Annotated in this window: 26 protein-coding genes; 16 read left to right on the top strand and 10 right to left on the bottom strand. The window is 63.9% G+C overall.

What is annotated here, in order from left to right:
- Positions 1 to 366, top strand: a complete 366-nt coding sequence (locus tag T331_RS0100905; protein WP_008492939.1) for a histidine triad nucleotide-binding protein — start codon at positions 1 to 3, stop codon at positions 364 to 366.
- A 137-nt stretch (positions 367 to 503) separates the two neighbouring features.
- Here the strand turns inward: T331_RS0100905 and T331_RS0100900 are convergent, their stop codons facing one another.
- Positions 504 to 1,721, bottom strand: coding sequence for a polyhydroxyalkanoate depolymerase (locus T331_RS0100900; RefSeq protein ID WP_026438672.1), 1,218 nt, complete (start codon positions 1,719 to 1,721; stop codon positions 504 to 506).
- A 130-nt stretch (positions 1,722 to 1,851) separates the two neighbouring features.
- Here T331_RS0100900 and T331_RS0100895 point away from each other — a divergent pair, with 130 nt between their 5' ends.
- On the top strand, positions 1,852 to 2,508 hold the full coding sequence (locus tag T331_RS0100895) for a glutathione S-transferase (RefSeq protein WP_008492937.1): 657 nt from the start codon (positions 1,852 to 1,854) through the stop codon (positions 2,506 to 2,508).
- 122 nt (positions 2,509 to 2,630) lie between these two features.
- Here the strand turns inward: T331_RS0100895 and T331_RS0100890 are convergent, their stop codons facing one another.
- From T331_RS0100890 to T331_RS0100865, 6 genes are all read right to left on the bottom strand, one after another.
- Positions 2,631 to 3,068, bottom strand: a complete 438-nt coding sequence (locus T331_RS0100890; RefSeq protein ID WP_026438671.1) for a cupin domain-containing protein — start codon at positions 3,066 to 3,068, stop codon at positions 2,631 to 2,633.
- Between the two features lie 235 nt (positions 3,069 to 3,303).
- Positions 3,304 to 5,715 (bottom strand): DNA translocase FtsK, encoded by a 2,412-nt coding sequence (locus T331_RS0100885; protein WP_026438670.1) that lies wholly within the window; start codon positions 5,713 to 5,715, stop codon positions 3,304 to 3,306.
- 226 nt (positions 5,716 to 5,941) lie between these two features.
- Positions 5,942 to 6,490 carry a YceI family protein gene (locus tag T331_RS0100880; RefSeq protein ID WP_051621972.1) on the bottom strand — a complete coding sequence of 183 codons (549 nt, stop codon included), beginning with the start codon at positions 6,488 to 6,490 and terminating at the stop codon, positions 5,942 to 5,944.
- The gene (locus T331_RS0100875; protein ID WP_026438668.1) at positions 6,490 to 7,056 is read right to left on the bottom strand and encodes a cytochrome b; all 567 of its coding nucleotides are present in this window, start codon (positions 7,054 to 7,056) and stop codon (positions 6,490 to 6,492) included. The genes T331_RS0100880 and T331_RS0100875 overlap by 1 nt, the downstream gene beginning before the upstream one ends.
- A gap of 1 nt (position 7,057) precedes the next feature.
- Positions 7,058 to 7,660 (bottom strand): YceI family protein, encoded by a 603-nt coding sequence (locus tag T331_RS0100870; RefSeq protein WP_026438667.1) that lies wholly within the window; start codon positions 7,658 to 7,660, stop codon positions 7,058 to 7,060.
- Between the two features lie 81 nt (positions 7,661 to 7,741).
- A complete protein-coding gene (locus T331_RS0100865) occupies positions 7,742 to 8,347 on the bottom strand; it encodes an FMN-dependent NADH-azoreductase (RefSeq protein ID WP_026438666.1) in 606 nt (201 codons plus the stop codon).
- A 122-nt stretch (positions 8,348 to 8,469) separates the two neighbouring features.
- Between T331_RS0100865 and T331_RS0100855 the strand changes: the two genes are divergently transcribed.
- Positions 8,470 to 9,399 carry a LysR family transcriptional regulator gene (locus tag T331_RS0100855; RefSeq protein ID WP_008492930.1) on the top strand — a complete coding sequence of 310 codons (930 nt, stop codon included), beginning with the start codon at positions 8,470 to 8,472 and terminating at the stop codon, positions 9,397 to 9,399.
- Positions 9,396 to 9,641: an Lrp/AsnC ligand binding domain-containing protein gene (locus T331_RS0100850; RefSeq protein WP_008492929.1), complete on the top strand. Its 246-nt coding sequence runs from the start codon at positions 9,396 to 9,398 to the stop codon at positions 9,639 to 9,641. The genes T331_RS0100855 and T331_RS0100850 overlap by 4 nt, the downstream gene beginning before the upstream one ends.
- Positions 9,642 to 9,771: 130 nt before the next feature.
- Here T331_RS0100850 and T331_RS0100845 read toward each other — a convergent pair whose 3' ends face one another.
- Positions 9,772 to 10,197, bottom strand: coding sequence for a GlcG/HbpS family heme-binding protein (locus T331_RS0100845; protein ID WP_026438665.1), 426 nt, complete (start codon positions 10,195 to 10,197; stop codon positions 9,772 to 9,774).
- Positions 10,198 to 10,200: 3 nt separating this feature from the next.
- Positions 10,201 to 10,761: an HNH endonuclease gene (locus T331_RS0100840; RefSeq protein WP_008492927.1), complete on the bottom strand. Its 561-nt coding sequence runs from the start codon at positions 10,759 to 10,761 to the stop codon at positions 10,201 to 10,203.
- Between the two features lie 200 nt (positions 10,762 to 10,961).
- Between T331_RS0100840 and gluQRS the strand changes: the two genes are divergently transcribed.
- The 9 genes from gluQRS to T331_RS0100795 all read left to right on the top strand — a co-directional run bounded on the left by gluQRS (position 10,962) and on the right by T331_RS0100795 (position 18,523).
- Positions 10,962 to 11,771, top strand: coding sequence for a tRNA glutamyl-Q(34) synthetase GluQRS (gene gluQRS / locus T331_RS0100835; protein WP_026438664.1), 810 nt, complete (start codon positions 10,962 to 10,964; stop codon positions 11,769 to 11,771).
- Positions 11,768 to 12,721: a CPBP family intramembrane glutamic endopeptidase gene (locus T331_RS18935; protein WP_051621970.1), complete on the top strand. Its 954-nt coding sequence runs from the start codon at positions 11,768 to 11,770 to the stop codon at positions 12,719 to 12,721. Before gluQRS ends, T331_RS18935 begins: the two co-directional genes overlap by 4 nt.
- A gap of 75 nt (positions 12,722 to 12,796) precedes the next feature.
- Entirely contained in the window at positions 12,797 to 13,045 is a 249-nt protein-coding gene (locus T331_RS0100825; protein WP_008492923.1) for a twin-arginine translocase TatA/TatE family subunit, read from the top strand.
- A 1-nt stretch (position 13,046) separates the two neighbouring features.
- Positions 13,047 to 13,643 carry a methylthioribulose 1-phosphate dehydratase gene (locus T331_RS0100820; RefSeq protein WP_026438663.1) on the top strand — a complete coding sequence of 199 codons (597 nt, stop codon included), beginning with the start codon at positions 13,047 to 13,049 and terminating at the stop codon, positions 13,641 to 13,643.
- Complete coding sequence (locus T331_RS0100815; protein WP_026438662.1) at positions 13,640 to 14,179, top strand: 1,2-dihydroxy-3-keto-5-methylthiopentene dioxygenase; 540 nt, start codon at positions 13,640 to 13,642, stop codon at positions 14,177 to 14,179. Before T331_RS0100820 ends, T331_RS0100815 begins: the two co-directional genes overlap by 4 nt.
- Entirely contained in the window at positions 14,176 to 14,835 is a 660-nt protein-coding gene (gene mtnC, locus T331_RS0100810; RefSeq protein WP_008492919.1) for an acireductone synthase, read from the top strand. The genes T331_RS0100815 and mtnC overlap by 4 nt, the downstream gene beginning before the upstream one ends.
- Positions 14,801 to 16,348 (top strand): apolipoprotein N-acyltransferase, encoded by a 1,548-nt coding sequence (gene lnt, locus T331_RS0100805; protein ID WP_026438661.1) that lies wholly within the window; start codon positions 14,801 to 14,803, stop codon positions 16,346 to 16,348. The genes mtnC and lnt overlap by 35 nt, the downstream gene beginning before the upstream one ends.
- Before the next feature lie 211 nt (positions 16,349 to 16,559).
- A complete protein-coding gene (locus tag T331_RS0100800) occupies positions 16,560 to 17,039 on the top strand; it encodes a helix-turn-helix domain-containing protein (RefSeq protein ID WP_026438660.1) in 480 nt (159 codons plus the stop codon).
- Positions 17,040 to 17,164: 125 nt separating this feature from the next.
- Positions 17,165 to 18,523 carry a glutamine synthetase family protein gene (locus tag T331_RS0100795; RefSeq protein WP_008492915.1) on the top strand — a complete coding sequence of 453 codons (1,359 nt, stop codon included), beginning with the start codon at positions 17,165 to 17,167 and terminating at the stop codon, positions 18,521 to 18,523.
- A 10-nt stretch (positions 18,524 to 18,533) separates the two neighbouring features.
- Here T331_RS0100795 and T331_RS0100790 read toward each other — a convergent pair whose 3' ends face one another.
- Entirely contained in the window at positions 18,534 to 19,025 is a 492-nt protein-coding gene (locus T331_RS0100790; RefSeq protein WP_008492914.1) for a GNAT family N-acetyltransferase, read from the bottom strand.
- A 253-nt stretch (positions 19,026 to 19,278) separates the two neighbouring features.
- On the opposite strand from T331_RS0100790, the gene T331_RS16880 reads away from it, so the two are divergent.
- From T331_RS16880 to T331_RS0100775, 3 genes are read left to right on the top strand one after another with little or no spacing between them, the layout of a single operon-like run.
- Positions 19,279 to 21,558, top strand: coding sequence for a peptidase domain-containing ABC transporter (locus T331_RS16880; protein ID WP_244876866.1), 2,280 nt, complete (start codon positions 19,279 to 19,281; stop codon positions 21,556 to 21,558).
- A complete protein-coding gene (locus T331_RS0100780; RefSeq protein ID WP_081822076.1) occupies positions 21,530 to 22,948 on the top strand; it encodes an HlyD family type I secretion periplasmic adaptor subunit in 1,419 nt (472 codons plus the stop codon). The genes T331_RS16880 and T331_RS0100780 overlap by 29 nt, the downstream gene beginning before the upstream one ends.
- Before the next feature lie 3 nt (positions 22,949 to 22,951).
- Positions 22,952 to 24,733: a tetratricopeptide repeat protein gene (locus T331_RS0100775; RefSeq protein ID WP_026438658.1), complete on the top strand. Its 1,782-nt coding sequence runs from the start codon at positions 22,952 to 22,954 to the stop codon at positions 24,731 to 24,733.
- The last annotated feature ends 6 nt before the right edge of the window (positions 24,734 to 24,739 follow it).

The raw sequence follows: 24,739 nt of genomic DNA, 5'->3' as shown, positions 1-24,739 counted from the left end.
ATGGCGTATGATCCGAACAATATCTTCGCGAAAATCCTGCGTAAGGAGATCCCCGCCAAGGTGATCTATGAGGATGAGTTCGCGCTGGCCTTTCCGGATATTTCACCGCAGGCGCCGACGCATGTGCTGGTGATCCCGAAGGGGGCTTATGTATCTGCGCTGGATTTCGGCGCCAGCGCCTCGGCGGAAGAGATTACCGGGTTTTACCGGGCGGTTTCGCATGTGGCGAAATTATGCGGGGTGGATGAGAGCGGGTTTCGCATCGTCTGCAATGCCGGGCCGGACAGCCAGCAGATGGTGCCGCATTTCCATGCGCACATACTGGGCGGCCACGCGATGGGGCATCTGCTCGCGCCCAAGGATTAAGTTACAAAAGTTTTTGGTGCCGCTTTTTTCAAAAAGCGGCGAAAAACGTTTGGGCGTATGCACCGCTGTCGTCACCACCCCGAACGTTTCGTGGCCCTTTTTGAAAAAAGGGCCACACCCCAAAAACTTTTGCTTCTTTAGACCGAGAATTGAATGACTTCGCGGACCAGCGGGTAGATTTCGTTTTCCCAGCGCCGGCCGGAAAACACGCCGTAATGGCCAACGCCGGTTTGCACATAATGGCGCTTGAGCATCGGCTTCAGCGAACTGCACAGATCCAGCGCCGCCGCCGTCTGCCCCAAGCCGCAAATATCATCCCGCTCGCCTTCCACCGTGAACAGGAAGGTTTTGCGAATTGCCGAAGGCTCCACCTTGCGGCCGCGATAGGTCAGCTCACCTGTGGCAAGCTGATGCTGCATGAAAATCTTATCGACGGTTTCAAGGAAAAACTCCGCCGGCAAATCCATCACCGCCAGATATTCATCATAGAAGCGACGATGCGTGTCCGTGGCGTTCTCATCTTCCTTCACCAGATTGCCGTATTGGCGAATATGGGCGCTGATATGCTTGTCCATATTCATCGACACGAAGGCGGTGAGCTGCATGAAGCCAGGATAGACCCGCCTGCCCGCCCCGGCATAACGCCAGGGGACGATGCCGATCATCTTTTCCTCGAACCAGGACATCGGCTTGGTTTTCGCCAGCACATTCACCTTGGTCGGGTTGCGGCGGGTATCGATGGGGCCGGCCATCAGGGTCATCGAACGCGGCGTGGCGGGGTTATTATCCTGCGCCATCACCGAAACCGCCGCCAGCACCGCGACGGTGGGCTGGCAGACGCCGATGACGTGGCTGCGCGGGCCCATTTTTTCGAGAAACTTGATCACGTGCTCGACATAATCGTCGAAGCCGAATGTGCCGGCGGACACCGGCACGTCACGCGCATTCGCCCAGTCCGTGACATAGACATCATGGTCGCGCAGCAGCACCTCGATCGTGTTGCGCAGCAGGGTGGCGAAATGGCCGGAAAGCGGGGCGACCACCAGCAATTTCGGCTGGGCGCGGTCGCTGTCCTTCCTGAAATGCAGCAGATTGGCGAAGGGGGTGGAAAACACCACCTCCTCGCGCACCGCCACCGCGCTGTTGCCGACCTGCACCTCCTTGATGCCGTAATCGGGCCGCTGATGGGTGGTGCCGGAATAGCCGAAAACCTGCAGGGCTGCGTTAAAATGGCGCATCACCAGCCCGTACGGGCTGGCAGGCGTGAAGCTGCTCAGCCAGGAGCTGGTGCCACGCGCCAGCCGGCGAAGGGGATCGACAAGGTCAGACTGCGCCTGATAGATTTGATACAGCATTAAAAAACTAATCCCCAGCGCCTACGACTCTTACAAAAATGGGCACGCCCCGCGAAACCGACATAGCATTGTTGATGCTTTTGAGTTTTAGTAATCATGGTTTCATTTTGGGTAAAAGGAAAGGGTGAACATGACGGAAGCGACCCTGCTGATCAGCAGCAAGAATTATTCTTCCTGGTCGCTCCGGGGTTTTTTGCTCGCCAAGCTCTCCGGCCTTTCCTTCAAGGAGGAGCGGGTTTCGCCGGATGATCCGCGCGCCAAGGAGGAGCTGCTGATGCGCACCTCCTCGATTCTGGTGCCGTGCCTCATCCATGGCGAAATCAGCGTGTGGGACACCATCGCCATCGCTGAATATCTCAACGAAGCCTTCCCCGAAGCGAATATGCTGCCGCGCGATCCGGCGGCGCGGGCGCGCTGCCGCTCCATCTCGGGCGAGATGCATTCCGGTTTCGCGGCGCTGCGCTCCTCGCTGCCGATGAATCTGCGCTTTCGCAAGCCGGGGTTCACCGTCTGGTCCTCCGCCCAGGCGGATATCGACCGGATTCTCTCCATTTGGCATGATTGCCTGACCACCTGGAAAGGCCCGTTCCTGTTCGGGCGTCAGCCGACGATTGCCGACTGCATGTACGCGCCGGTGGTGACGCGGTTTCTCTCCTACGATGTCACGGTCGGCTCGGTCTGCCAGGATTATTGTGACACCATCCTGAACTGGTCGCCGATGAAGGAATGGATCGCGGATGCCCGCGAGGAACCGCAGGAGATCATCGAGCTGGATCTGGATTTCTGAGCGCGGCGCCGGCGTACCGCCAGCGCGCCCCGGCTGGGCGGCGTGATGGATCATGGCAAATTCAATAAGCCGCCTTTCTCGGGCAGAAAGGCGGCTTATTTGCGCCTAAAAACAGGCCAGGCTTATGCCGCCGGCCAGGGTGTGGGGTCGGGCACGGCGCAGGGGCCGGGGGCGTCCACCGTGCCGAAGGCGGCGGGCGAAGTGATTTCGAGATATTCCATGTCCGGCGAATAATCGAACAGGTAATGGGTGATGCCGGGCTGCTGGTGCACGCAATCCCCGGCTTCGACGAGGGTTTCCTTGTCGCCATACATGAAGCGGGCCCAGCCCTTGGTCATGAAGACGATGTGGAAATCCGCGACATGCTGGTGCCAGCCAGTGCCGGCCTCGGGCGGGAAGTCCGGGTTAGCCTTGACCAGCTGGGCGATGACGCGCCCGCCGGTGGCGGCGTCCACCCCGAGATCCTTGTAGAGGAAGAAGCTGCGAAGACCGTCGGCGCGCCAGGGTGTGTCGGCGGGTTTGACGTGGGAGAAGAGATTCACAATCGCTTTATCGAGCATGAGCGGCTTCCTTCTCTATGCGGAATGGAATGCTCAGCCTGCCACAAAGCATGCGCGGACCGCCAGAATTATTTTGCGGTGCAGCAAAAACGCAGAAAAATGAATAATTTACAAAAGTTTTTGGGGTGTGGCCGTTTTTTCGAAAAGGGCCACAAAGCGTTTGGGGAGGTGACGACGCCGCCGTCACCCCCCAAACCTCTTCGCCGCTTTTTGAAAAAAGCGGCACCAAAAACTTTTAATCCTCATCCCGTTCCGGGCGCACCAGCACCTCGCGCTTGCCGACATGGTTGGCGGGTGAGACCACCCCTTCCTTTTCCATCTGCTCGATCAGCTTCGCCGCGCGGTTATAGCCAATGGTCAAGCAGCGTTGCAGATAGGAGGTGCTGGCCTTGCGGTCCCGCGCCACGATGGCCACGGCCTGGTCGTAAAGCGCGTTCTCGCCGGTGGTGTTGCCGCCGATAGCCCCGCCACCGCCGGCCGGGGCTTCCTCGTCCTCGCCGGGCTCGGTCACCTCATCCAGATAATTCGGCTCGCCCTGCTCGCGCAGATATTCCACCACCGCCTCCACCTCCTGGTCCGAGACGAAGGGGCCATGGACGCGGGTGATGCGCCCGCCGCCGGCCATGTAGAGCAGATCGCCCTGGCCCAGCAGCTGCTCAGCCCCCTGCTCACCCAGAATGGTGCGGCTGTCGAATTTCGAAATCACCTGGAAGGAGATACGGGTGGGGAAGTTGGCTTTGATGGTGCCGGTGATCACGTCCACCGAGGGGCGCTGGGTGGCCATGATCACGTGGATGCCGGCGGCGCGCGCCTTCTGCGCCAGGCGCTGCACGCAGATTTCGATCTCCTTGCCGGCGACCATCATCAGATCCGCCATTTCGTCGATGAAGACGACGATGAAGGGCAGCGGCTCCAGCGCCAGCGGCTGTTCCTCGAACACCGGCTTGCCGGTTTCGGAGTCAAAGCCGGTCTGCACCCGGCGGGTGACGACCTCGCCGCGGCCGCGGGCCTCGTTCACCCGGTCATTATAGCCGCTGATATTGCGCACCGCGAGCTGGCTCATGGCGCGGTAGCGGCGGTCCATCTCGCGCACCACCCATTTCAGCGCCGCCACCGCCTTCGGCGGCTCCGTCACCACCGGGGTGAGCAGATGCGGGATGCCGTCATAGACCGACAATTCCAGGATTTTCGGGTCGATCATGATCAGCCGGCATTGCTCGGGCGAGAGCTTGAACAGCAGGCTCATGATCATGGCATTGACGCCGACGGATTTGCCCGAGCCGGTAGTGCCGGCGATCAGCAGATGCGGCATGCGGGCGAGATCGGCGATGATCGGGGCGCCGGAGATGTCCTTGCCCAGCGCCAGGGAGAGCGCGCCGTTCTGCCGGCCCCAATCGGCAGCCCCCAGCAGCTCGGAGAGGAACACCGTCTCGCGCTTGGCGTTCGGGACCTCGATGCCGATGACATTGCGCCCGGCGACGACGGCGATGCGCACGGACATCACCGAGAGCGAGCGGGCGATATCTTCCGAGAGGCCGATGACGCGGGCGGAGCGGATGCCCGGGGCGGGTTCCAGCTCATAGAGCGTGACCACCGGGCCGGGACGGATTTCGACGATTTTGCCCTGCACGCCGTAATCCTGCAGCACCGTCTCCAGCAGGCGGGCATTGTTCTGCAGCGCCTCCTCGGAGGGGCCGCTATTGCCGCGGGCCGGAGCGGCGCGCAGCAGATCGAGCGCCGGCGGCTCCCAGCCCAGCTCCTCCAGCGGCAAACGCTGCTGCTGCGGCGGCGCGGCACGGGTGGTGGCGACGGCCTTTACGTTCGGCTTGGCGCGCATCGGCAAGGCCGGTTCGCTGCGTGGGGCGGGCAGCGCCTCGTCCTCGTCATCCTCCGGGGCGCCCAGCGAGGGGACCCAGGCGCGGGAGGGTTCGGCGGCCTCCGCCGCGCCGCCGGAGGCGGTCTGCAGCAAGGGCGAGAGCCAGGAGGAGACGACGGCGGCGCTCTTGCGGCTATGGCTGGCGGCCCCCGAGGCGGCCTGCACCGCGCGCCTGCCGCCGGAGCGCCATTCGCCGGGGGTGAAGCCGAGCGCGAAGCCGAAACTGCCGAGGGCCAGGAGCAGCGTAACGATCATCACCAACCCGCCGCCCAGCTTGCCGAGCACGGAATGGCCCAGCGCGGTGACCATATGCGCCAGCACCTGCCCGGCGGCACCGCCAAGCCCGGCCGGCACCGGCCAGCCGAGCCGCCCGCCCGGGATGATCTGAAACGCCATCGCCAGCGCCATGGCGGCGAGCGGCATGGCGGCGCAGGCGAGGATGATGCGTGTCTTGGAATGGCCCACCTGGCCGCGGATACCCATGCGATAAGCCCAGGCCAGCAGCACCGCCACGGGGATGAAGGCGGCGATGCCGAAGCCTTGCAGCATCAGATCCGCGATATCGGCGCCGGTGGTGCCGGCGAGATTATGGGCCGGGGTGGCGCTGATCGTGTCGAAAGAGGGATCGGCCGGGTTGTAGGAGGCGAGCGCCAGGCCGAGGGTGAGCGCGACCAGCGCGATAATGATGGCGCCAAGCTCGCCTGTCCGGCGCCTGAGCTGGGCGCGGATGGACGGAGATATGAAACGACGCGCACCCAGATCAACAGCCATGGCGTAAGTTATAGATGCCAGCGTTTGATTTTCAAAGTTTTTAAGAATGCTGCGGAGCAGCATAAAAGAGGAGCAAAAGTTTTTGAGGGTGTGGGAACTTTTTTCAAAAAGTTCCCACGAAGGTCTGTGGTGGTGGTACCGGCGTTGCCACCACCCCGAACGTTTCGTGGCCCTTTTTGAAAAAAGGGCCACACCCCAAAAACTTTTGCGCCCTTAAGTCAGATTCTTACGAGGTTGCCGTCAGCGTGAACGCGACATCCACCTTCAGCCCGACATAATCGCCGCTGCTCCAGGCCCCCTGCCCCACGCCGAAATCCGTGCGGGTGAGCGTGATCTTGCCCTTCGCCACCGCCTTGTTGCCGGTGACATCGAGCGTGAACGGCAGCGACACCGGCTTCTTCACGCCGCGAATCGTCAGCGTGCCATTGGCCAGGAATTTGTCACCGCCCTGCGGGGTGAAACCGGTGGCATCGAACGTCGCCTGCGGGAAGGCGCTGACATCGAACCAGTCCGAGCCCGGCATCGCCTGGTCGCGCTGGGCATCGCCGGATTTGGCGCTGGCCAGGGCGATGGTGAGATGCACATGCGCGTCCTGCGGCTTTGCTGGGTCGTAGGAGATCTGCCCGCCCCAGCTGCCGAAGCTGCCGGTGAAGGAGGCGCCGGTTTCGGTGCCGGTGAAGGTGAGGCTGGAGGATGCGGGCTGGATACTCCAATCCGCCGCCAGAGCCGGGGAGCCGGCCAGCAGGAAGCCGGCCAGGAGAAGTGAGGGTTTCATCAGGCGCTCCGGGAGAAGGGCAGCATGCGGGCCAGCACGCCGTCGCGTTTGAAAAATTGATGACGGATCACGGCCAGCAGATGCACCCCGATCGCCGCCAGGATGATATAGGCGCTCCAGGCATGCAGCGTGCCGGCGCGGTGCTCGCCGAGCTGGCTCACCCAGCCCGCCGGCACGGGAAGCGCGGGCCAGGGGATGGTTTTGTACAGAACCGTCGGGATATGCAGCGGCGAGAGCGAGGCGACCAGCCAGCCGCTGAGCGGAATTTCCAGCATCAGCAGATAGAGCAGATGATGCGTGCCATGCGCGGCCTTGACCTCCAGCCCGCTCATCGTGCGCGGCAGCGCCGGGGGCTTGTGCCAGAGGCGCCAGAGCACGCGCAAAATCACCGCCGCCAGAATGGTGATGCCGATGGATTTATGCAGCTGGAACAGCATGAATTTGGTGCCGATAGGAAAGCCCCAATGCACCATCGCCAGCCCCATCGCGATCTGGAACAGCATCCCCAGCGCGATCACCCAATGCAGGGTGATCGCAACCAGGTCATAGCGCGACCGCGCGGCCATATTACTTCTGAACGAAGGCGGCGCTGATGGTGATGGCGACATTGTCGCCGATCAGCGGCACGTAGGTTTTCTGGTCGAAGTCCGAGCGCTTCAGCGAACCGGAGAGGTTGAAGCCGATCGTGTATTGCTTGCTCAGCGGGTTGATGCCGCCGGCATTGAACTTCGCCTTCAGGGTCAGCGGCTTGGTGACGCCATGGAAGGTGAACTCACCTGTGACCAGAGCGGTATCCTTGCCGGTGCGCACGATCTTCTCGGACTTGAATTCGATGGTCGGGTACTTCGCCGCATCGAACCATTCGGGGGATTTCAGCTCGCCATCCAGCGTGGTGTTGGTGGTGGTGACGCTGTCGGTCGGCACGGTGATGTCGAAGCTGGAGGCGGAGAGCTTCTTCGGGTCCAGCGTGAGGGTGCCGGCGGCGTTGGTGAAATCGCCGTACCAGGTGGTGAAGCCCATATGGTCTACCGCGAACAGGATGCGGGTATGGGTGGGCTCGACGCTGTAGGTGCCGGCCTTCACGTCCGCCGGGTTCGGGTTGGGCGCGGTCTGCGCCATGGCAAAAGCCGGCAGAGCGAGAGCGGCAAGCGCGATAATCTGGGTCTTCATAGGAACTCCCTGCGAAACGCAATGAATAATGGCAAAAGTTTTTGGGGGTTTGGGGGCTTTTTTCAAAAAGCCCCCAAGATTTCACAGCGCGGCGATTTCGGCTTCGGCTTTCGCCAAAGACGGGGCGCGGTTATCAGGCAGCGCCAGGCCTTCGGCGCGCACGAACACAATGTCGGTCAGGCCGATGAAATTCAGCAGCGCGGTCAGGTGGCTCTCCTGATGCTCCAGCGCCGCCGCCGGGTTGCCCGGGGTGTAGAGCCCGCCACGGGTGGAGGCGATGATGACCTTCTTGCCCGCCGGGACGAGCCCGACCGGCACGCCGCCATCGCCATATTTGAAGCTCTTGCCGGCGACCAGCAGGCGGTCGATCAGCGCCTTCAGCTGGCTGGGGATGCCGAAATTATACATCGGCGCGCCGATGACGATGATATCGGCGGCGAACAGCTCGTCCATCGCGGCGGCGCCACGGGCGATGTCGGCCAAAGTGGCCTCGTCGGTGGGCGGGTGGCCGAACATGGCGCCGATATGGGCCGGAGAGAGATGACCCAGCGGGGTGGCGGCGACGTCCAGATACGAGATCTCGAGGCCGGGATGCTTCGCTTTTTCGCGCGCCACGATCTCGGCGGTAAGCTTGCGGGAGGCGGAATTATCGCCGAGCACGCTGGAATCGATATGCCAAAGCTTCATGATGTCACTCCTGACTATGGCGCCGGTCTGCGGCGCGGTTCGGAGCCTTATTAAGGAGATGATTTTCGGCGCAGAAGCCTATATATAAAGATGGATACCATCTTATTCGCCGATAGGTTCGCATGATTGAGGGCGTGACATTCGACCAGTTGCGGATTTTCGCCGCCGCGGCGGAGGAGAAGAGCTTTTCCGCCGCCGGGCGCAGGCTGGGGCGGGCGCAATCCGTGGTCAGCCAGGCGATCGCCAATCTGGAGGAGCAGTTGGGGGTGGAGCTGTTCCGGCGTGAGGGGCGCTATCCGGAACTCACACCGGGGGGCGAGCTGCTGCTGGCCGATGCGAAGGCGATGCTGGGCGGCATGGCGCTGATGAAATCCCGCGCCAGGGGCATGGCGGCGGGGATCGAATCGGAGCTGTCCGTGGCGGTGGATGTGATGTTCCCGATGTCCGTGCTCACCCGCACGGCGGAGGTGTTCGGCAAGCGCTTCCCCCTCACCCCGTTGCGGCTTTATGTCGAGGCGCTGGGCGGGGTGGCGAAAAACGTGCTGCAGCAGCAAAGCCAGATCGGCATCTTGTGCAACCTGCCGATCAGCATTTCCGGGCTGATGACCGAGCGGCTGCTGGCGGTGGAGATGGTGAACGTCGCCGCCCCCTCGCATCCGCTGGCGATGAAGAACGCGCCTTTGGGCGAATGCGAGGTGGCGCAGCATGTGCAGCTGGTGCTGACCGACCGCACGGAACTGACCGACGGGCAGGAATTCAGCGTGCATTCCAGGCGCAACTGGCGGCTGGCGGATCTGGGCGCGAAACATGCGTTTCTGCTCGCAGGTCTTGGCTGGGGCGGGATGCCGCTGGAGATGGTGCAGAACGATCTCGATGCCGGGCGCTTGCGGGAATTGCAATTGCAGGACATTCCAGCACGGGTGCAGATCAGCATGTCCGCCGCCTACCGGCAGGATGCGCCGCCGGGCCCGGCCGGGCGCTGGTTCATCGAGCAGCTGAAAAACTTCGCCGTGGAATCCCAGGGCGTGCAGGAATTGAAGGAATACGCATGAAAACGCTGATCGTGCAGATCAAATGCGAGCTGGGCCAGGCCTATGAGGTGGCGGCCTATATTATCGACAATGTGATCCCCTGCCATATCTACTCGATTTCCGGGCCGTATGATCTGATGGCGATCATCAATCTGGAGGAGGACGAGGATCCGGGATTGTTCGTGAACAAACATCTGCACAAGGTGCCTGGGATTCGCGACACTTCGACGATGACCGCGTTCAACGCGTTTACGCCAGGCTAAAAAAGTTTTTGGGGTACAGCCCTTTTTTCAAAAAGGGCTGTAAAACGTTTGGGGCGTTGGCAACCTCGTTGCCAACGCCCCAAACGTTTTCGCCGCTTTTTTGTAAAAAAGCGGCACCAAAAAACTTTTATTAACCGCCGTCCGCGTCCAGGCCAGCGCCCGAAATCCCCGCCACCGCGCAGGCCTCGTCATTATCCGAGGTGCAGCCGGAAATGCCCACCACACCGATGATCGCCCCGTTCTGGCGGATCAACACCCCGCCTGGCACCGGCACCAGCGAACCGCCAATGGCGGCGGTGGCGGCGGCGATGAAATAAGGCTGCTGCTCGGCCCGCTTCATCAGCGCCCGCGAGCCCATGCCCAGCCCCAGCGCGCCTTGCGCCTTGCCCATCGCGATTTCGCCACGCTTCAGCGAGGTGCCATCCTGCGCCGCGAACGCCTTCTGCGCGCCGCGCGCATCCAGCACCACCACCGCCAGCGGCTTGGTCTCGATGCTCTTGGCATGGGCCAGCGCCCCCGCGATGATTTTCTGCGCGGTCTCCAGCGTCAACGCCATGGTCTATCCTTCCAGTTCCGAATCCCAATACAGATAATCGCGCCAGCTCTCATGCAGATAGTTGGGCGGAAAATGCCGCCCGCGCTCCTGCAGCTCATAGCCGGTGGGCCGGCGCGGCTCCTGTCGGGGGATCATATTGCACTCGCGCGGCATTTTCGAGCCCTTGCGCAGATTGCAGGGGCCGCAGGCGGTGACGACATTCTCCCAGCTGGTCCGCCCGCCGCGGGCGCGCGGGATCACATGGTCGAAGGTCAGCTCCTGGGTGGCGCGACGATCAAGGCAATATTGGCAGGAAAACCCGTCACGCAGGAACACGTTGAACCGCGTGAAGGCAGGCATGCGCGCCGAGGGAATGAAATCGCGCAAGGCGATCACGCTGGGCAGGCGCATGGAGAAGCTGGGCGATCTCACCTCTTGCTCATATTCCGACAGCACCGAAACCCGGTCCAGGAACACCGCTTTCACGGCATCCTGCCAGGTCCAGGTCGATAACGGAAAATAGGAAAGCGGACGGAAATCCGCATTGAGGACGAGGGCGGGAAAATGCAAACCGCCGTCGGGCATCAGTCTCGCCTATCCGGGCTGAGGCCGAAATCTTGGGGGGCAGATACGAAACGCTGCCACATATGGTAGGCCGTTCGAGTCATGTGGACTTTATGACAGGCGGCGCGATAGGCGGCAAGCATCGGGCTTGATTGTCGCCCATTTGTCATCTGCAAGGCCGGTTCGTGAAGCCAGGGCGGCGCGCTATATCAGGGGGCAATATGAGCATCATCTCCCGCTTCGCCCCCAGCCCCACCGGCTATCTGCATCTGGGCCACGCTTATTCCGCCTGGCTCGGGCGCAGCCGCGCGGCGCAGTGGTTTTTGCGGCTGGAGGATATCGACACCACACGCTGCAAGCCGGAATTCGCCGATGCGATCCGGGAGGATCTGGCCTGGCTGGGGCTGCGCTGGGAGGGCGAGGTGCGACTCCAATCCGCGCATTTCGCCGATTATCGCGCGGCTTTGGAGGGGATGGCGGCGCGCGGGCTGCTTTATCCGTGCTTTTGCAGCCGCGCGGAAATCGCCAAGGCGCAATCCGCTCCGCATGCGGCGGAAGGCATCTACCCAGGCACCTGCAGGCATCTGAGTGCCGCCGAACGCACGGCACGGATGGAGAACGGCGCGCCTTACGCGCTGCGGCTGGATACAATGCGCGCCTGCGCGCAAGCCGGGGCGTTGTGGTTCTTCGAGGAAGCGACCGGCTGGGTGGAGGCGCAGCCCCGCCGGCTGGGCGATGTGGTGCTGGCCCGCAAGGACACGCCAACCAGCTATCATCTCTGCGTGGTGCATGACGATGCGCTGCAGGGGGTGACTCATGTGATCCGCGGCGAGGATCTGCGTGAGGCGACGCATATCCAAGTGCTGCTGCAAAAGCTGCTGGGCTATGAAACCCCGATCTACCATCACCATCGCCTGCTGCTGGGGCCGGACGGGCAAAGGCTGGCCAAGCGCGACAAGGCGCAGACGCTGCGCGCCTTACGGGCGGAGGGCGTGCATCCGGACACGCTGCTGCGTGGATTCGCGGCATGAGGCGGGCGCTGGCAGCTCTCGGCTGGGCGGCGCTGTTCGCGGCCATTGGCGCGGTCTTATGTTTCGCGGCCGGGGATCTCGCCGCCGATCCCGGGCATTACCCCCTAAAAATGCAGCTTTATTTCCTCGGGCTGGGGGCGGCCGAGGGGCTGGCGCTGGGCCTGCTGGCGCTGGGCTTTGGCGGGCTGCCCGGCACAAGGGCCAAGCAACCGGCCCGGCTCGGGCCGCTGCGGGCGATCTGGCTGCTGATTTTGGCCGGGCTGGTGATGGGGCTGGCGACTTTGCTGCCGGTGCTGCTGCCGCTGGATGCCGGGCTGCTGCATAGCCTGCATACCGGGCGGGTGCATCTGCCGGATTTCCACAAGCCGCTGAGCCTGATGGAAATCGCCATTTGCGGCGAGCTGGCGGTGGCACTCTGGCTGGTGGGCGCGCTGCGCCGGCTAGGCCCGGCTCTGGCCCAGGATGGCAGCCCCGCTGGCCTCGCCTGGCGCCCGGCGCGCGGCCAGGATTATGCGCTGGCGCTGATCCTGGCGCTGGCGGTGATCCTGCTGGTGCTGGGGATTTTCCATCTGCTGCCGCCGGATCCGGCGAAGCTGCAATCCCTGCCCTCGGCGCGGATGCTCTCCGGGCCGCTCTGGGCGCTGCCGGCCTTGCTGCTAGCCATCTGCGTGCTGGCGCCGATTGTCGAGGAGATTCTGTTTCGCGGCATTCTGTTCGCGGGGCTGGCCAGCCGCCTCGGCCCGCTCTGGGCAACGCTGGGTTCCAGCCTGCTCTTCGCCGCCCTGCATGCGCCCGAAAAGCTGCATTACCCGCCGGGCTTCGTGGATGTGACGCTGCTGGCGCTGATCAATTGCGGCTTGCGGCTGCGGCTGGGCTCCATTCGCCCCGGCATCGCCTTGCACATCGCCTATAATACCGGCCTGTTGCTCGCCGCACCGCTGTTACATTAGCCAATAATGGGGCATTTGGCAGGGGAAGGGGAATTCGGTACACTAACCGCCGATAGCGGTTTTGGAGTGTAGGTTATGGGTGGTTTAAGCATCTGGCATTGGCTGATTGTTCTCGTCGTTGCCCTGCTTCTGCTGGGCGGCCGCGGCCGGGTGAGTTCGATGATGGGTGACCTCGGCAAGGGCATCAAGAGCTTCAAGCAGAGCATGGCCGAGGAAGACAAGCCCGCTGAAAAGCCCGCGCCCGCGGCTGACGCGCGGATGAGCGAGCTGAACGCCCCGCTGCCTGAGCAGCAGGTCAAGACCACGACGACCCACCAGGGCTGACATGGTCCCATCTGAGGCGGCGTCGACGCTGGCGGAGATCGGGCGCCGGATGGATGCGCGCGGCTGGGTTCCCGGCTCCGCCGGCAATCTGTCCTCGCGCCTGGACGGGCAGAGCATCGCCATCACCCGCAGCGGTGTCCATAAAGGCCGGCTGAAGCCGGATGAGGACATCATCGCAGTGGATTATGCCGGCAAGCCGCTGGTCTCCAACCAGAAGCCAAGTGCGGAGACGCTGCTGCATTGCCAGCTCTACCGGCTGTTCCCGCCCGTGGGCGCGGTGCTGCACGGCCATTCCGTGGCCGCCACCGTGCTCTCCAAGGAAGGGCCGATCGGCTTCGCCAATTATGAGCTGCTGAAGGCGTTTGGCTTTCCCACCCATGAGCTGGAAATCACCCTGCCGGTTTATGAGAATGACCAGGATATCGGCCGGCTGGCGGCCTTGATCGAGCCCGATCTGATCGCGGAAACGCCGATCGGCTATGTGCTGGCCGGGCATGGCATCTATGCCTGGGGCAAAGATGTCGAGCATGCCTATTGGCGCCTGGAGGCGCTGGAATTCCTGCTGGCCTGTGAGCTGGAGCGGAGGAAGCTGAAATGAGCCGTCTGACCGTTTATGAAGACACCAACCCCGGCACGCCGGTGTTCGACAGCACCGATCCGGCGGCCGTTGCCGCCGAGCTGAAGACCATCGAGGTCGGGTTCGAGCGCTGGGAGAGCCCGGTGCAGCTTTCCGCCGAAGCCAGTTCGGATGAGATTCTGGAAGCTTACCGGCCTTATCTGGACACGCTGATGGGCGAGACCGGGGCCGGTTCGGCGGATGTGATCAAGCTCTCGCCGGATCATCCGCAGGCCGGCGCGTTGCGGGAGAAATTCCTCTCCGAGCATACCCATAGCGAGCCGGAAATCCGCTTTTTCGTGGAGGGGGCCGGGCATTTCGTGCTGCACGCCAATGGCCGCGTCTATGACGCGCTCTGCGAAAAGGGCGATCTGATTTTCGTGCCCACCGGCATCAAGCATTGGTTCGATGCCGGGCCGGCGCCCAGCTTCACCGCCTTGCGGGTGTTCACCGACCCGTCCGGCTGGGTGGCGCAATTCACCGGGGATGAGATTTCCAAGCGGTTTCCGGTCGCGTGATTCTCTCGGTCATCACGGATATCGAGGGCACCACGACGCCGATCAGCTTCGTGCATCGGGTGCTGTTTCCTTATGCGCGGGCGCGGATGGCGGATTTCCTGGCCGCCCATCCGGAGCACCCGGCACTGGCCGAGGTGGCGGAGCCGAAGCTGGAGACGCTGCTGGGCTGGATGGACCGGGATGAGAAGATCACCGCGCTGAAGAGCATTCAGGGCGAGATCTGGGCCGAGGGCTACGCCAAGGGCGAGCTGACCGGGGAGATTTACGCGGACGTGCCCCCTGCCCTGCGCCGCTGGATGCGCGCCGGCTTGCGGCTTTACGTCTATTCCTCGGGCTCCGTGGCCGCCCAGAAGCTGCTGTTCCGCCATACGCCGGAGGGAGACCTCACCCCTCTGTTCCAGTCTTATTTCGATACGACCGTCGGGCCAAAGCGCGAATCGGGCAGCTATCAGGCCATCGCCCGGGCGATCGGCGGGGCGCCGGAGGAGGCGTTGTTTCTCTCGGATGTCGAAGCCGAGCTGGACGCGGCGGCGGCGGCGGGGCTGGCGACCTGCCAGCTGGTGCGCCCGCAGGATGAGACCAGGCCCAGCGCCAAACATAAAAACGCGGTGGATTTCAAAGATGTCGCAGAATTTTACCACCTCCCCCGCGGATAAGCGGCCGGTCGCCCTCTTCCGCGCGCTGTCTGAGCGCCTGCAGAAAGCCCCGCTCGCGCGGGCTTTTTTGTGGGGGCTCGCCGCCGCCCTGGCGCTGCCGCCGGTGCATCTGCTTCCGGTTCTGCTGTTTTCCGTGCCGGCCTTGCTGCGGCTGTTGGACCAGGCGCCGAACTGGCGGCGCGCGGCGCTGACCGGCTGGTGCTACGGCTTCGGCCTGGCGCTGGCCGGGCTGTACTGGATCACCGAGCCCATCCTCACCGAGGCGCAGACCTTCTGGTGGCTGGTGCCGCTCGCCGCCCCGGCGCTGGCCTTTGCGGTAGCGTTCTACACCATCCCGCCAGTGCTGGCGGCGCGGCTTGTAAGGCCGGGGCTGGGCCGGGTGCTGGTCTTCACCGGGGTCTGGGGGCTCTCCAACCTCGCCCAGCAATTCCTCTTCACCGGCTTTCCCTGGAATTTCTGGGGCACGGATTGGGCGATTCCTGGCACGCTCGGCAATATCTTCCTGCAGCCGGCAAGCCTGTTCGGAGTTTACGGGCTGACGCTGCTCACCGTCTTCCTGGCCGCGATGCCGCTCTTCGGCCGCAAGGGGCTGGCGGCGCTGGTGGCGGTGCTGGCCCTTTGGGCCGGCTATGGCTGGGTGCGGCTGGCCACCCCCGAGGGCCAGACCGACACGAAAGTCGCCCTGCTGCAGCCGGATTTTCCGGAGCCGCCGGATTTCTCCCGCCCGGCTTTGCTCGCCAACTGGCAGCGCCTGCTGGCGATGAGCCAGGCCGGGATCAAGGCCGGGGCGACCACGGTGATCTGGCCCGAAGCCGCCAGCCCCTGGCTGCTGCAGAGCGACGATAATGCCCGCGCCCAGCTTGCCGCCGTCACCGGCACCACCCCGATCATCGCCGGCAGCCTGCGAGTCGCCGGGCCGAAGGATTACCGCAACTCCTTGATCGTCACGGACGGGCCACAACCACCGCTTGCCGTCTATGATAAATGGAAGCTGGTGCCGTTCGGCGAATATATGCCGCATTGGATTCCGCTGAAGATCATTCCCAGCCTGCTCGAAGGCGGCTTCACCCCCGGCAGCGGCCCGGAAACCATCGCCAACATCCCCGGCCTGCCGGCTTTCGCGCCGATCATCTGCTATGAGGCGATCTTCAGCGGCCAGATTATCGACGAGGCGTACCGCCCCTCCTGGATCGTCAACATCACCGACGATGCCTGGTTCGGCGATTCGGCCGGGCCGCGCCAGCATTTCGCCGATGTCCGTTTGCGCGCCGTGGAAGAGGGATTACCGCTGGTGCGCGCTGCAAATTCCGGGATTTCGGCGGTCATCGATCCGTTCGGACGGGTGACCGCCTTATTGCCGCTGGATGCGCAGGGCGTGCTCGTCGCGCCGCTGCCGGCCGCTCAACCCGCGACTCTCTATGCGCGCTGGGGGCTTGAAATCCCCTTGACGCTATCATTGGCCCTGCTCATCGCCGGTCTCGCCGTAGGATACACCAAAAAGCTGCAAAACTGATAGGGTTATAAATGTTGTGTCTATTTAATAATTCAATTTGATGAGTTTTGTATTGATTTTGCGGTTAACGCCTGTTAACTTAACTTAGGCTAGTATATCCTGGCCTTTTTGTTATTCTATGTGCCGTTCACGTGGCGCACGCGCGCGTCGACTGGAACGGTCAAATCTTAATTCGACGTAATCGCGTCGGATGCTGGAGAGTAAGACATTTATGGCTGAAGAGAACGCTGAGCGTCCGGAACGTGAAAGCCGTCCCAGTCCCATCGACGTGCATGTCGGGTCGCGGATTCGTCTCCGCCGGACTTTGCTGGGCATGTCCCAGGAACGCCTCGGCGATGCGCTGGGGCTGACGTTCCAGCAGGTGCAGAAATATGAGCGCGGCATGAACCGCGTTGGCGCCTCGCGCCTGTTCGATATTTCGCGGATCCTGGATGTCCCCATCTCCTATTTCTTCGATGATATGCCCGAGGGCATGTCCGAGAGCCCGGTTTCCGGCCCGCGCGGCCGCACCTATGGCTTCGCCGAGCAGCAGGAGCCGTTCAGCGTCGGCATCGATGATCAGCTCACCAAGCGCGAAACGCTGGAGCTGGTGCGGGCCTATTACCGCATCCCCGACGCCCCGATGCACAAGCGGATCTTCGATCTGATCAAGTCCCTGGCGCCGGCGGACGCCAGCTTCGAAGAGAATTGATCGAGCGCGTTGAAAAAGGCCCCGCAAGGGGCCTTTTTCATGCCCCTGCCCTTCGCCGCCCAGCCTATGAAGCCGCCAACAAGCGCGTATAATCAAAGGCCAAGCAACAAGACGAGGTGCGGGACATGGCCGATACACAATTGACCCTGCCAGAGCTGCGGGCGCTGGCCGAACGCGGCGCGCTGGATGTGGTGATCATGGCCATCCCGGACATGCAAGGCCGCCTGCAGGGCAAGCGGGTGATGCCGCGCCATTTCCTGGAAATGGTGGCGCAGGGCGAGGCGGAAGGCTGCGCCTATCTGCTGGCCACCGACATCGAATGCCAGCCGATCGAAGGCTATGCGATCAATAATTGGGAAAAAGGCTTCGGGGATTTCGTCTTCCGGCCGGACCTCGCGACGCTGCGCCTGGCCCCCTGGCAGGAGGGGGCGGCGATCGTGCTGTGCGATATCGAGCTGCCCGGCCATCAGCCGGCCGCGGTGGCGCCGCGCACCATCCTGAAGCGCCAGCTGGAGCGGCTGCGCGGCCATGATCTGTTCGCTTATGCCGCCACCGAGCTGGAATTCATCCTGTTCAAGGACAGCTATGAGGCCGCGTGGGACAAGGGCTATCGCGGCCTCACCCCGGCCAACCAGTATAATAACGACTATTCCATCCTCGGCACCGCCCGGGTGGAGCCGCTGCTGCGGCGCATCCGCAACGCCATGGAGGCGGCGGGGATCCAGGTCGAGACCTCGAAGGGCGAGTGCAATCTCGGCCAGCACGAGATCAATTTCCGCTATGGCCCGGCGCTGGAATGCTGCGACAAGCACGTGATCTACAAGGAGGCGGCCAAGGAGATCGCGGCGCAGGAAGGGCAGGCCCTGACCTTCATGGCCAAATATAATGAGCGCGAGGGCAATAGCTGCCACGCCCATCTCTCGCTGCGCAACGCGGCGGGCGAGGCTGTGTTTCTGGATGCCGAGCAGCACGGCCCGTCGCGGCTGTTCCGGCAATTCATCGCCGGGCTGCTGCGCCATGCCGAGGAGACGACCTTATTCTACGCCCCCAACATCAACTCCTATAAGCGCTATGTCGCCAGCAGCTTCGCGCCGACGGCCCTGGCCTGGGGCATGGATAACCGCACCTGCGCCTTCCGGGTGGTGGGGCATGGGCCGGGCCTGCGGGTGGAAAACCGGCTGCCGGGCGGGGATGTGAACCCGTATTTGGCGCTGGCCGGGATGATCGCCGCGGGGCTCGCCGGGATCGAAGGGGATTACGCGCCGGTGGCGCCCTTCACCGGCAACGCCTATCAGGCGGCATTACCCCGGGTGCCAGCCAGCCTGGGCGACGCGGCGCTGCATTTCGCCTCCAGCGCCTTCGCCCACGCCGCCTTCGGCGCCGAGGTGGTCTCCCACTACGCCAATATGGCCAAGGTGGAGCTGGACGCCTTCAACGCCGCCATCACCGATTGGGAAAAATTCCGCTCTTTCGAGCGGATGTAAGCCGGGCGCTTCAGAGCGCCTTCTGCATGATCACCACGTCCAGCCAGCGCTCCAGCTTGAAGCCGACCTTGCGCATGGTGCCGGCATGCTGGAAGCCCAGGCTGGCATGCACGCCGATCGAGGCGGTGTTCTCCGAATCCCCGATCAGCGAGACCATCTGCTTATAGCCCGCCGCCTGCGCCGCTTCGACCAGCCCGAGCACCAGCGCCTTGCCGACCCCCTGGCCGCGCACATCCTCGCGCACATACACGCTGTCCTCGACCGTATGCTTATAGGCCGGGCGGGTACGGAACGGGCCGTAATAGCCATAGCCCAGGATTTTCGGCCCGTCCTCGGCCACCAGCCAGGCATAGCCGGCCGCCTGATTGGCCTCGAATCGCTGGCTCAACTCCTCCAGAGAGGGCGGCACATCCTCGAAAGAGCCAGTGCCGTGCAGCACATGATAGGCGTAGATCGCCTGCATCTGCGCCAAATCGTCGGTGGTCGCGGGTCTGATTTTCATGGGCCTGCCTGTCATTTGCGCTTCTGGGTAATGCAACCCGCCCGGCGATGGCAAATCCCGAGCTGACCGAAAACCAACAATCATTTCATGAAGTTTATAAAATTTTATATTTTTGTGTATTTTATGAATTGGTTATCTTTCGCTGGCGCGCTGTCTTACCGTTGTGCTCCGCGCCGTTTTCCGGGCATAAAGCGGGTGCGTCACGGTGCCTAGCGCCGCCGGATGCTGCCGCATGAGTGAGGGTTGAGACCATATGAATGACACGCCGCGCAACCCGGGATTGGGCGCCGACGAGCCGAGAGGTCCCGCCAATCCCGACATGGCGGCCCTCAGCGATGCCAAGCTGCAGCTGAACCAGGCTGGCGAGGCGCGGATGGCGGCGGTGCTGAACGTCGCCCGCTTCCATGGCGTCGAAATGGATTTGGACGGGCTGCGCCTGCGCGGCAGCGAGGCCGCACCGCCCCCGCCGGAGCTGGTGGTCTGGCTGAAGGAGGCCGGGCTGTGGGCGCGTGGCGTGCAGATGAATTTCCGCCAGATCATGAATATGGAGTCGCCCTCCCCCATCATCCTGCTGCTGGATGATGGCGGCGCCGCCTTGCTGGTGGGGCGCGACCGGGGACGCGGCGTGCTGGTGCTGCGCGACCCGCGCCAGCCGACCTCCGCCGCCCCGGTGCTGGTGGATGAGCTGCGGCTGAAGCAGGTCTGGAGCGGCGCCACCTTGCTGATCCGCTCCAGCCGCCATGGCGCGCTCGAGGAACAGCCTTTCAATCTCGGCATGATCGCGCGGATCGTCTGGGGCGATGCGAAGATCCTGCGCGATATCGCCATCACCTCGGTGACGCTGACCGTGCTCAGCCTGGTGCCGATCCTGGTGGTGATGCGCATCATCGGCGTAGTCATCCAGTTCCACAGCACGCAGACACTCAATCTCGTCATCATCCTGATGCTGGTCGCGGTACTGTTCGAGGCGATGATGACCTGGAGCCGCAAGATGATGGAGGTGGTGCTCGCGGCGAAGCTGGACGCGAAGCTCAACCTGATGATCTTCGACCGGCTGGTGGCGCTGCCGATCGAATTTTTCGAACGCGAGCAGGCCGGGCAGATTTCCTACAAGATCAGCCAGGTCAACCGGGTGCGGGACTTCCTCACCGGCAAGCTGATGAACGCCTTCATCGACGTGTTCATGCTGATCCTGCTGCTGCCGATCCTGTTCTATATGAGCGCGCCGCTGGCCTGGACCATCCTGATCGCCGCCGCCCTGATCGCGGCGATCATCGCCGTGTTCCTGCGCCCGATCGGCATCCTGATCGGCAAGGTGATCGCGGCGGAATCGGCCAAGGGCTCGATCCTGATCGAAACCGTGTTCGGCATCCGCACCGTCAAGGCGCTGGCGCTGGAGAATACCCGCGCCACGCAATGGGATGCCAGCGTCGCCGAGGTGGCGGAGCTGAATGTCGAGCAGGCGCGCATGGCCAACTGGCCGGCGGTGCTGACCATGCCGCTGCAGCGTTATTGCAGCTATGGCGTCATTCTGGTCGGCGCCTTCATCGTGCTGCACACCCAGAACTCGATCGACAGCGCCAGCCTGTTCGGCTTCATGCTGCTGGGCGGCCGCGTCGCCGGCCCGCTGGTCAGCCTCGCCGGCCTGCTGGACGAGGTGCATCAGGCCCGCGCCTCCATCGATCAGGTCGGCCATGTGCTGAACCGGCCAAACGAGCGCCAGGCGCTGACCACGGGGCTGCGGCCGCGCTTCGAGGGCGCGATCGAGTTCCGGGACGTAACCTTCCGCTATGAAGGGGCCAAGACCCCGGCGCTGGACAAGATGAATTTCAAGATCCCCGCCGGCACCATGCTGGGGCTGGTCGGGCGCTCGGGCTCGGGCAAATCCACCATCACCCGGCTGCTGCAGGGCATCAACCGCGACTATGTCGGTTCCATCCGCATCGACGGCACCGATATGCGCGAGATCAATCTGCGCCATATCCGCAAGAATTTCGGCATGGTGCTGCAGGATAACTTCCTGTTTCGCGGCACGGTGCGGGATAATATCATCGCCGGGCGGCCGGGCCTGTCCTTCGAGGATGCGGTGCGCGCCGCGCGCCTGGCCGGGGCCGAGGAGTTCATCGAGCGTCTGCCCAATGGCTATGACACCTTCATCCAGGAAGGCTCGCCCAACCTCTCCGGCGGGCAGAAGCAGCGCCTGGCCATCGCCCGCGCGCTGATCTCCGACCCGCGCGTGCTGATCCTGGACGAAGCCACCTCGGCGCTCGACCCGGAAAGCGAGGCGCTGGTGAATGCCAATATCCAGCGCATCGCCGCCGGGCGGACGATGGTCATCGTCTCCCACCGCCTCTCCTCGCTGCTGGATTGCGACCTGATCATGGTGCTCGATCAGGGCAAGACCATGGATATCGGGCCGCATAAGGAGCTGGTCCAGCGTTGCGCCATCTATCGCCATCTCTGGTTCCAGCAGAACCGCCACCTTGCGCCTGAAGGGTTCGACGATGAATCGTCTCAGCCAGCTATTGTCTAAATCCCCCCGGCGCGCGCTGGCGACCACCGGCGCGGAAGACACGCTGCCGATGGCGGCGCTGGAATTCCAGTCCCCCACCGCCGCCGTCATCGCCACCCCGCTGCCGCCGCTGGCGCGCTCGACCGGCTATACGATCACCGCTCTGGTGGCGATCGTGCTGCTGATCGCCGCCGTGTTCAAGGTGGACCGGCTGGTGACCGCCACCGGCATCCTGAACGCCACCACGCCGGATATCAGCGTGCAGGCCTTCAGCGCCGCCTCGATCGTGCGCGACATCAATGTCCGCCCGGGCGACCTCGTCTATAAGGGCCAAGTTCTGGCCTCGCTGGACCCGACCTACGCGACAGCGGATTATGATTCCCTCACCCAGCAGGAGCAGAACTATGCCGCCCAGGTGGCGCAGCTGAAGGCGCAGGAAGAGGACAAGCCCTATGTGCCGGATCCCAACAACCCGTCCTCGGCGCTGATGCTGCAGACCTATAACCAGCAGATGGGCCAGTATCATTATACGCTGGAGAATTACGACCAGCAGATCAACCAGCTGAAAACCCAGATCACCGGCTACCAGCAGCAGGCGGATTATTATGCCCAGCGCCTGAAGATCGCCACCAATGTCGAGGCGATGCGCAAGAAGCTGCAGCAGATGCAGGTCGGCAGCCAGCTCGATTCAGAGGCCGCGACCGATGAACGGGTGAACGTCCAGGCGCAGCTTTCCCAGGCCCAGTCCCAGGCGCAGGCGGATGAGCGCCAGCTCGCCGCGGTGCAGGCCCAGCGCGACAGCTTCGCCCAGGAATTCCGGGCGAAGATCTCGACCGACCTCGCCACGGCGCTGAATAATCTCGCCCAGTCCCAGCAGGAGCTGGCCAAGGCCAAGCTGAATAACTCGCTGGTGGTGCTGCAGGCGCCGCAGGATGCGATCGTGCAGAGCGTCGCCCCGGTTTCCGTCGGCTCCGTGCTGCAGGCCGGCCAGCAGCTGATGCAGCTGGCGCCGATCAACGCCCCCTTCATCGTCGAGGCCGATATTCCCGCCGATGAATCCGGCTTCGTGCGGGTGGGCGACAAGGTGACCATCAAGTTCAACACGCTGGATTCCACCCGTTACGGCAGCGCCGTGGGCACCGTGCAGTCGGTCAGCCCGGAGAGCATCAACCCGCAGAACCAGGAAAATGCCGTGACCATGGGCGCGCCGCTGCCCACCGCGCCGCATACGCTGTATTACAAGGCGCAGATCTCCTTGGATGTGATGAACCTGCATAATGTGCCGCCCGGCTTCCGGCTGGTGCCGGGGATGCCGCTGGAGGCGGACATCGTCGTCGGCAAGCATTCCATCCTCTCTTATTTCCTCTCGCAGATGGCGCCTGTCGCCTATCAGAGCTTGCACGAGCCCTGAGCCATGGCGGTGAAATTCTCCCTTGCCGACAAGCTGGCGGCGCGCAATCCGCAAAAGGCCCTGGCCCGCGCCCGCGAGCTGGCGGCCCAGGGCGCGCATGAGCGGGCCTTCCCGCTCTTCGCCACCGCCGCCGAGGCCGGGCTGGCGGACGCGGCACGGGAGCTTGGCTTTTATTACCTGAATGGTGCCGCCACCGGCTTTCGCAGCGCCAAGGAGGCGGCGCGCTGGCTGCTGCTGGCCGCCCAGGCGGGGGATGCCAAGGCGCAGGCGGAGCTGGGCAATCTCTACGCCCATGGGCTCTACCGCGATGATGACAGCCAGGCCCTGTTCGCCCCCCAGGACCAAGGCACCGATACGCCCGAGCAGACCGCGCCGGACCTTCAGGCGGCTCTGAAATGGCTGACCCTGGCCGCCGAGGCCGGGGAAGCCAATGCGCAGACCCAGCTAGGCTATCTCTATTCGCGCGGCCCGGCTGAGGTGCAGAATATCGAGCAGGCCAAGCATTGGTATGGCCGCGCCGCCGCCGCTGGCCTGCCGCACGGCCATCTCGGGCTGGGCACCATCCTGCTGCTGGAAGCCGATGACGACGAGAAAACCTTTGCCGCCGTCGCGCATATCCGCAAGGCGGCCGAGGCGGATCTGGCCACCGGGCATTTCTATCTCGGGCTGATCCATGAGCGCGCCATCGGCGTGCATGCGGATCTCGAACAGGCCGCCAGGCATTACAAGCTGGCGGCGGAGAAGGGCATCCGCGATGCCCAGCACCGCTATGGCATCATGCTGTATCAGGGCCAGGTGATCGCGCAGAACAAGGTGGAGGGCGAAACCTGGCTGCGCCGCGCCGCCCTGGCCGGCGATGCCGAGGCGGCGATGCGCGTCGGCGAGATCTACGCCAAGGGCGATGACGGGTTTCCGCCGAATTATGCCGAGGCCGCCAACTGGTTCCGGGTGGCCGCCGAGGGCGGGCATCGCGGGGCGGCGCGCACGCTCGGGCTGCTCAACCTCACCGGCATCGGCGCCGTGCCGCGCAACCCGGACGAGGCGTCGAAATGGCTGCGTCTGGCCGCCGAGCAGGGCGATCAGCGCGCCCAGACGGATCTGGCCAGCATGGTGGTCAAGCGTCAGGTCAATCCGCGCGTCGCGGAGATTCCGCCGGTGCAGGACTGGTTCGCCAAGGCAGCCGAATCCGGCGATCCGATCGGCGCCTATAATTTCGCGGTCTGCCTGGCCGAAGGGGTCGGCGTGGCGCGCGATGACGCGGCGGCGGCGCATTGGTTCCGCAAGGCGGCGGAGAATGTCGTCAATGCCCAGTATCGCTATGGCCGCATCCTCGCCGAAGGGCGCGGGGTGGAGCAGAATCTGGAGGAGGCGCGGTTCTGGCTGCAGAAGGCCGCCGATTTCAATCTGCTGCCGGCCTTGCTGGATCTCGCCATGCTGCATCTGCAAGGCCTCGGCGGCCCGCGTGACGATGAGGCGGCGCGGGTGCTGTTTGAGCGCGCCAGCGAACAGGAGAGCGCGGAGGCGATGTTCTCGCTCGGCGCGCTCTATGGCGGCGGCCATCAGATCGAGACCGATCGCGCCAAATCCCTCGCCTGGTACCGCCAGGCGGCGCAGCGCCAGCATCCCCGCGCGGCCTTGATGCTCGGCCTGTATCTGCGCGATGGCATCGCCACCGCGCCCGATCTCGAAGCGGCACGGCAATGCTTCAGCTTCGCCGCCGAGGCGGGGCTGGACGAGGCCAAGGCCGCGCTCGCTGGCCTGCCCCCGGCGGCAGCGGCGGAATGAGCCGTA

This window comes from Acidocella facilis ATCC 35904 (genome assembly GCF_000687875.1).
GTDB classification, from domain to species: Bacteria; Pseudomonadota; Alphaproteobacteria; order Acetobacterales; family Acetobacteraceae; genus Acidocella; species Acidocella facilis.
This window is presented reverse-complemented; position numbering and strand designations above follow the sequence as displayed.

Excerpts from the sequence above, each read along its gene's own strand:
- T331_RS0100905 (WP_008492939.1), top strand. The coding sequence starts at position 1 with ATGGCGTATGATCCGAACAATATCTTCGCGAAAATCCTGCGTAAGGAG.
- T331_RS0100900 (WP_026438672.1), bottom strand. The coding sequence starts at position 1,721 with ATGCTGTATCAAATCTATCAGGCGCAGTCTGACCTTGTCGATCCCCTT.
- T331_RS0100895 (WP_008492937.1), top strand. The coding sequence starts at position 1,852 with ATGACGGAAGCGACCCTGCTGATCAGCAGCAAGAATTATTCTTCCTGG.
- T331_RS0100890 (WP_026438671.1), bottom strand. The coding sequence starts at position 3,068 with ATGCTCGATAAAGCGATTGTGAATCTCTTCTCCCACGTCAAACCCGCC.
- T331_RS0100885 (WP_026438670.1), bottom strand. The coding sequence starts at position 5,715 with ATGGCTGTTGATCTGGGTGCGCGTCGTTTCATATCTCCGTCCATCCGC.
- T331_RS0100880 (WP_051621972.1), bottom strand. The coding sequence starts at position 6,490 with ATGAAACCCTCACTTCTCCTGGCCGGCTTCCTGCTGGCCGGCTCCCCG.
- T331_RS0100875 (WP_026438668.1), bottom strand. The coding sequence starts at position 7,056 with ATGGCCGCGCGGTCGCGCTATGACCTGGTTGCGATCACCCTGCATTGG.
- T331_RS0100870 (WP_026438667.1), bottom strand. The coding sequence starts at position 7,660 with ATGAAGACCCAGATTATCGCGCTTGCCGCTCTCGCTCTGCCGGCTTTT.
- T331_RS0100865 (WP_026438666.1), bottom strand. The coding sequence starts at position 8,347 with ATGAAGCTTTGGCATATCGATTCCAGCGTGCTCGGCGATAATTCCGCC.
- T331_RS0100855 (WP_008492930.1), top strand. The coding sequence starts at position 8,470 with ATGATTGAGGGCGTGACATTCGACCAGTTGCGGATTTTCGCCGCCGCG.
- T331_RS0100850 (WP_008492929.1), top strand. The coding sequence starts at position 9,396 with ATGAAAACGCTGATCGTGCAGATCAAATGCGAGCTGGGCCAGGCCTAT.
- T331_RS0100845 (WP_026438665.1), bottom strand. The coding sequence starts at position 10,197 with ATGGCGTTGACGCTGGAGACCGCGCAGAAAATCATCGCGGGGGCGCTG.
- T331_RS0100840 (WP_008492927.1), bottom strand. The coding sequence starts at position 10,761 with ATGCCCGACGGCGGTTTGCATTTTCCCGCCCTCGTCCTCAATGCGGAT.
- gluQRS (WP_026438664.1), top strand. The coding sequence starts at position 10,962 with ATGAGCATCATCTCCCGCTTCGCCCCCAGCCCCACCGGCTATCTGCAT.
- T331_RS18935 (WP_051621970.1), top strand. The coding sequence starts at position 11,768 with ATGAGGCGGGCGCTGGCAGCTCTCGGCTGGGCGGCGCTGTTCGCGGCC.
- T331_RS0100825 (WP_008492923.1), top strand. The coding sequence starts at position 12,797 with ATGGGTGGTTTAAGCATCTGGCATTGGCTGATTGTTCTCGTCGTTGCC.
- T331_RS0100820 (WP_026438663.1), top strand. The coding sequence starts at position 13,047 with ATGGTCCCATCTGAGGCGGCGTCGACGCTGGCGGAGATCGGGCGCCGG.
- T331_RS0100815 (WP_026438662.1), top strand. The coding sequence starts at position 13,640 with ATGAGCCGTCTGACCGTTTATGAAGACACCAACCCCGGCACGCCGGTG.
- lnt (WP_026438661.1), top strand. The coding sequence starts at position 14,801 with ATGTCGCAGAATTTTACCACCTCCCCCGCGGATAAGCGGCCGGTCGCC.
- T331_RS0100800 (WP_026438660.1), top strand. The coding sequence starts at position 16,560 with ATGGCTGAAGAGAACGCTGAGCGTCCGGAACGTGAAAGCCGTCCCAGT.
- T331_RS0100795 (WP_008492915.1), top strand. The coding sequence starts at position 17,165 with ATGGCCGATACACAATTGACCCTGCCAGAGCTGCGGGCGCTGGCCGAA.
- T331_RS0100790 (WP_008492914.1), bottom strand. The coding sequence starts at position 19,025 with ATGAAAATCAGACCCGCGACCACCGACGATTTGGCGCAGATGCAGGCG.
- T331_RS16880 (WP_244876866.1), top strand. The coding sequence starts at position 19,279 with ATGAATGACACGCCGCGCAACCCGGGATTGGGCGCCGACGAGCCGAGA.
- T331_RS0100780 (WP_081822076.1), top strand. The coding sequence starts at position 21,530 with ATGAATCGTCTCAGCCAGCTATTGTCTAAATCCCCCCGGCGCGCGCTG.
- T331_RS0100775 (WP_026438658.1), top strand. The coding sequence starts at position 22,952 with ATGGCGGTGAAATTCTCCCTTGCCGACAAGCTGGCGGCGCGCAATCCG.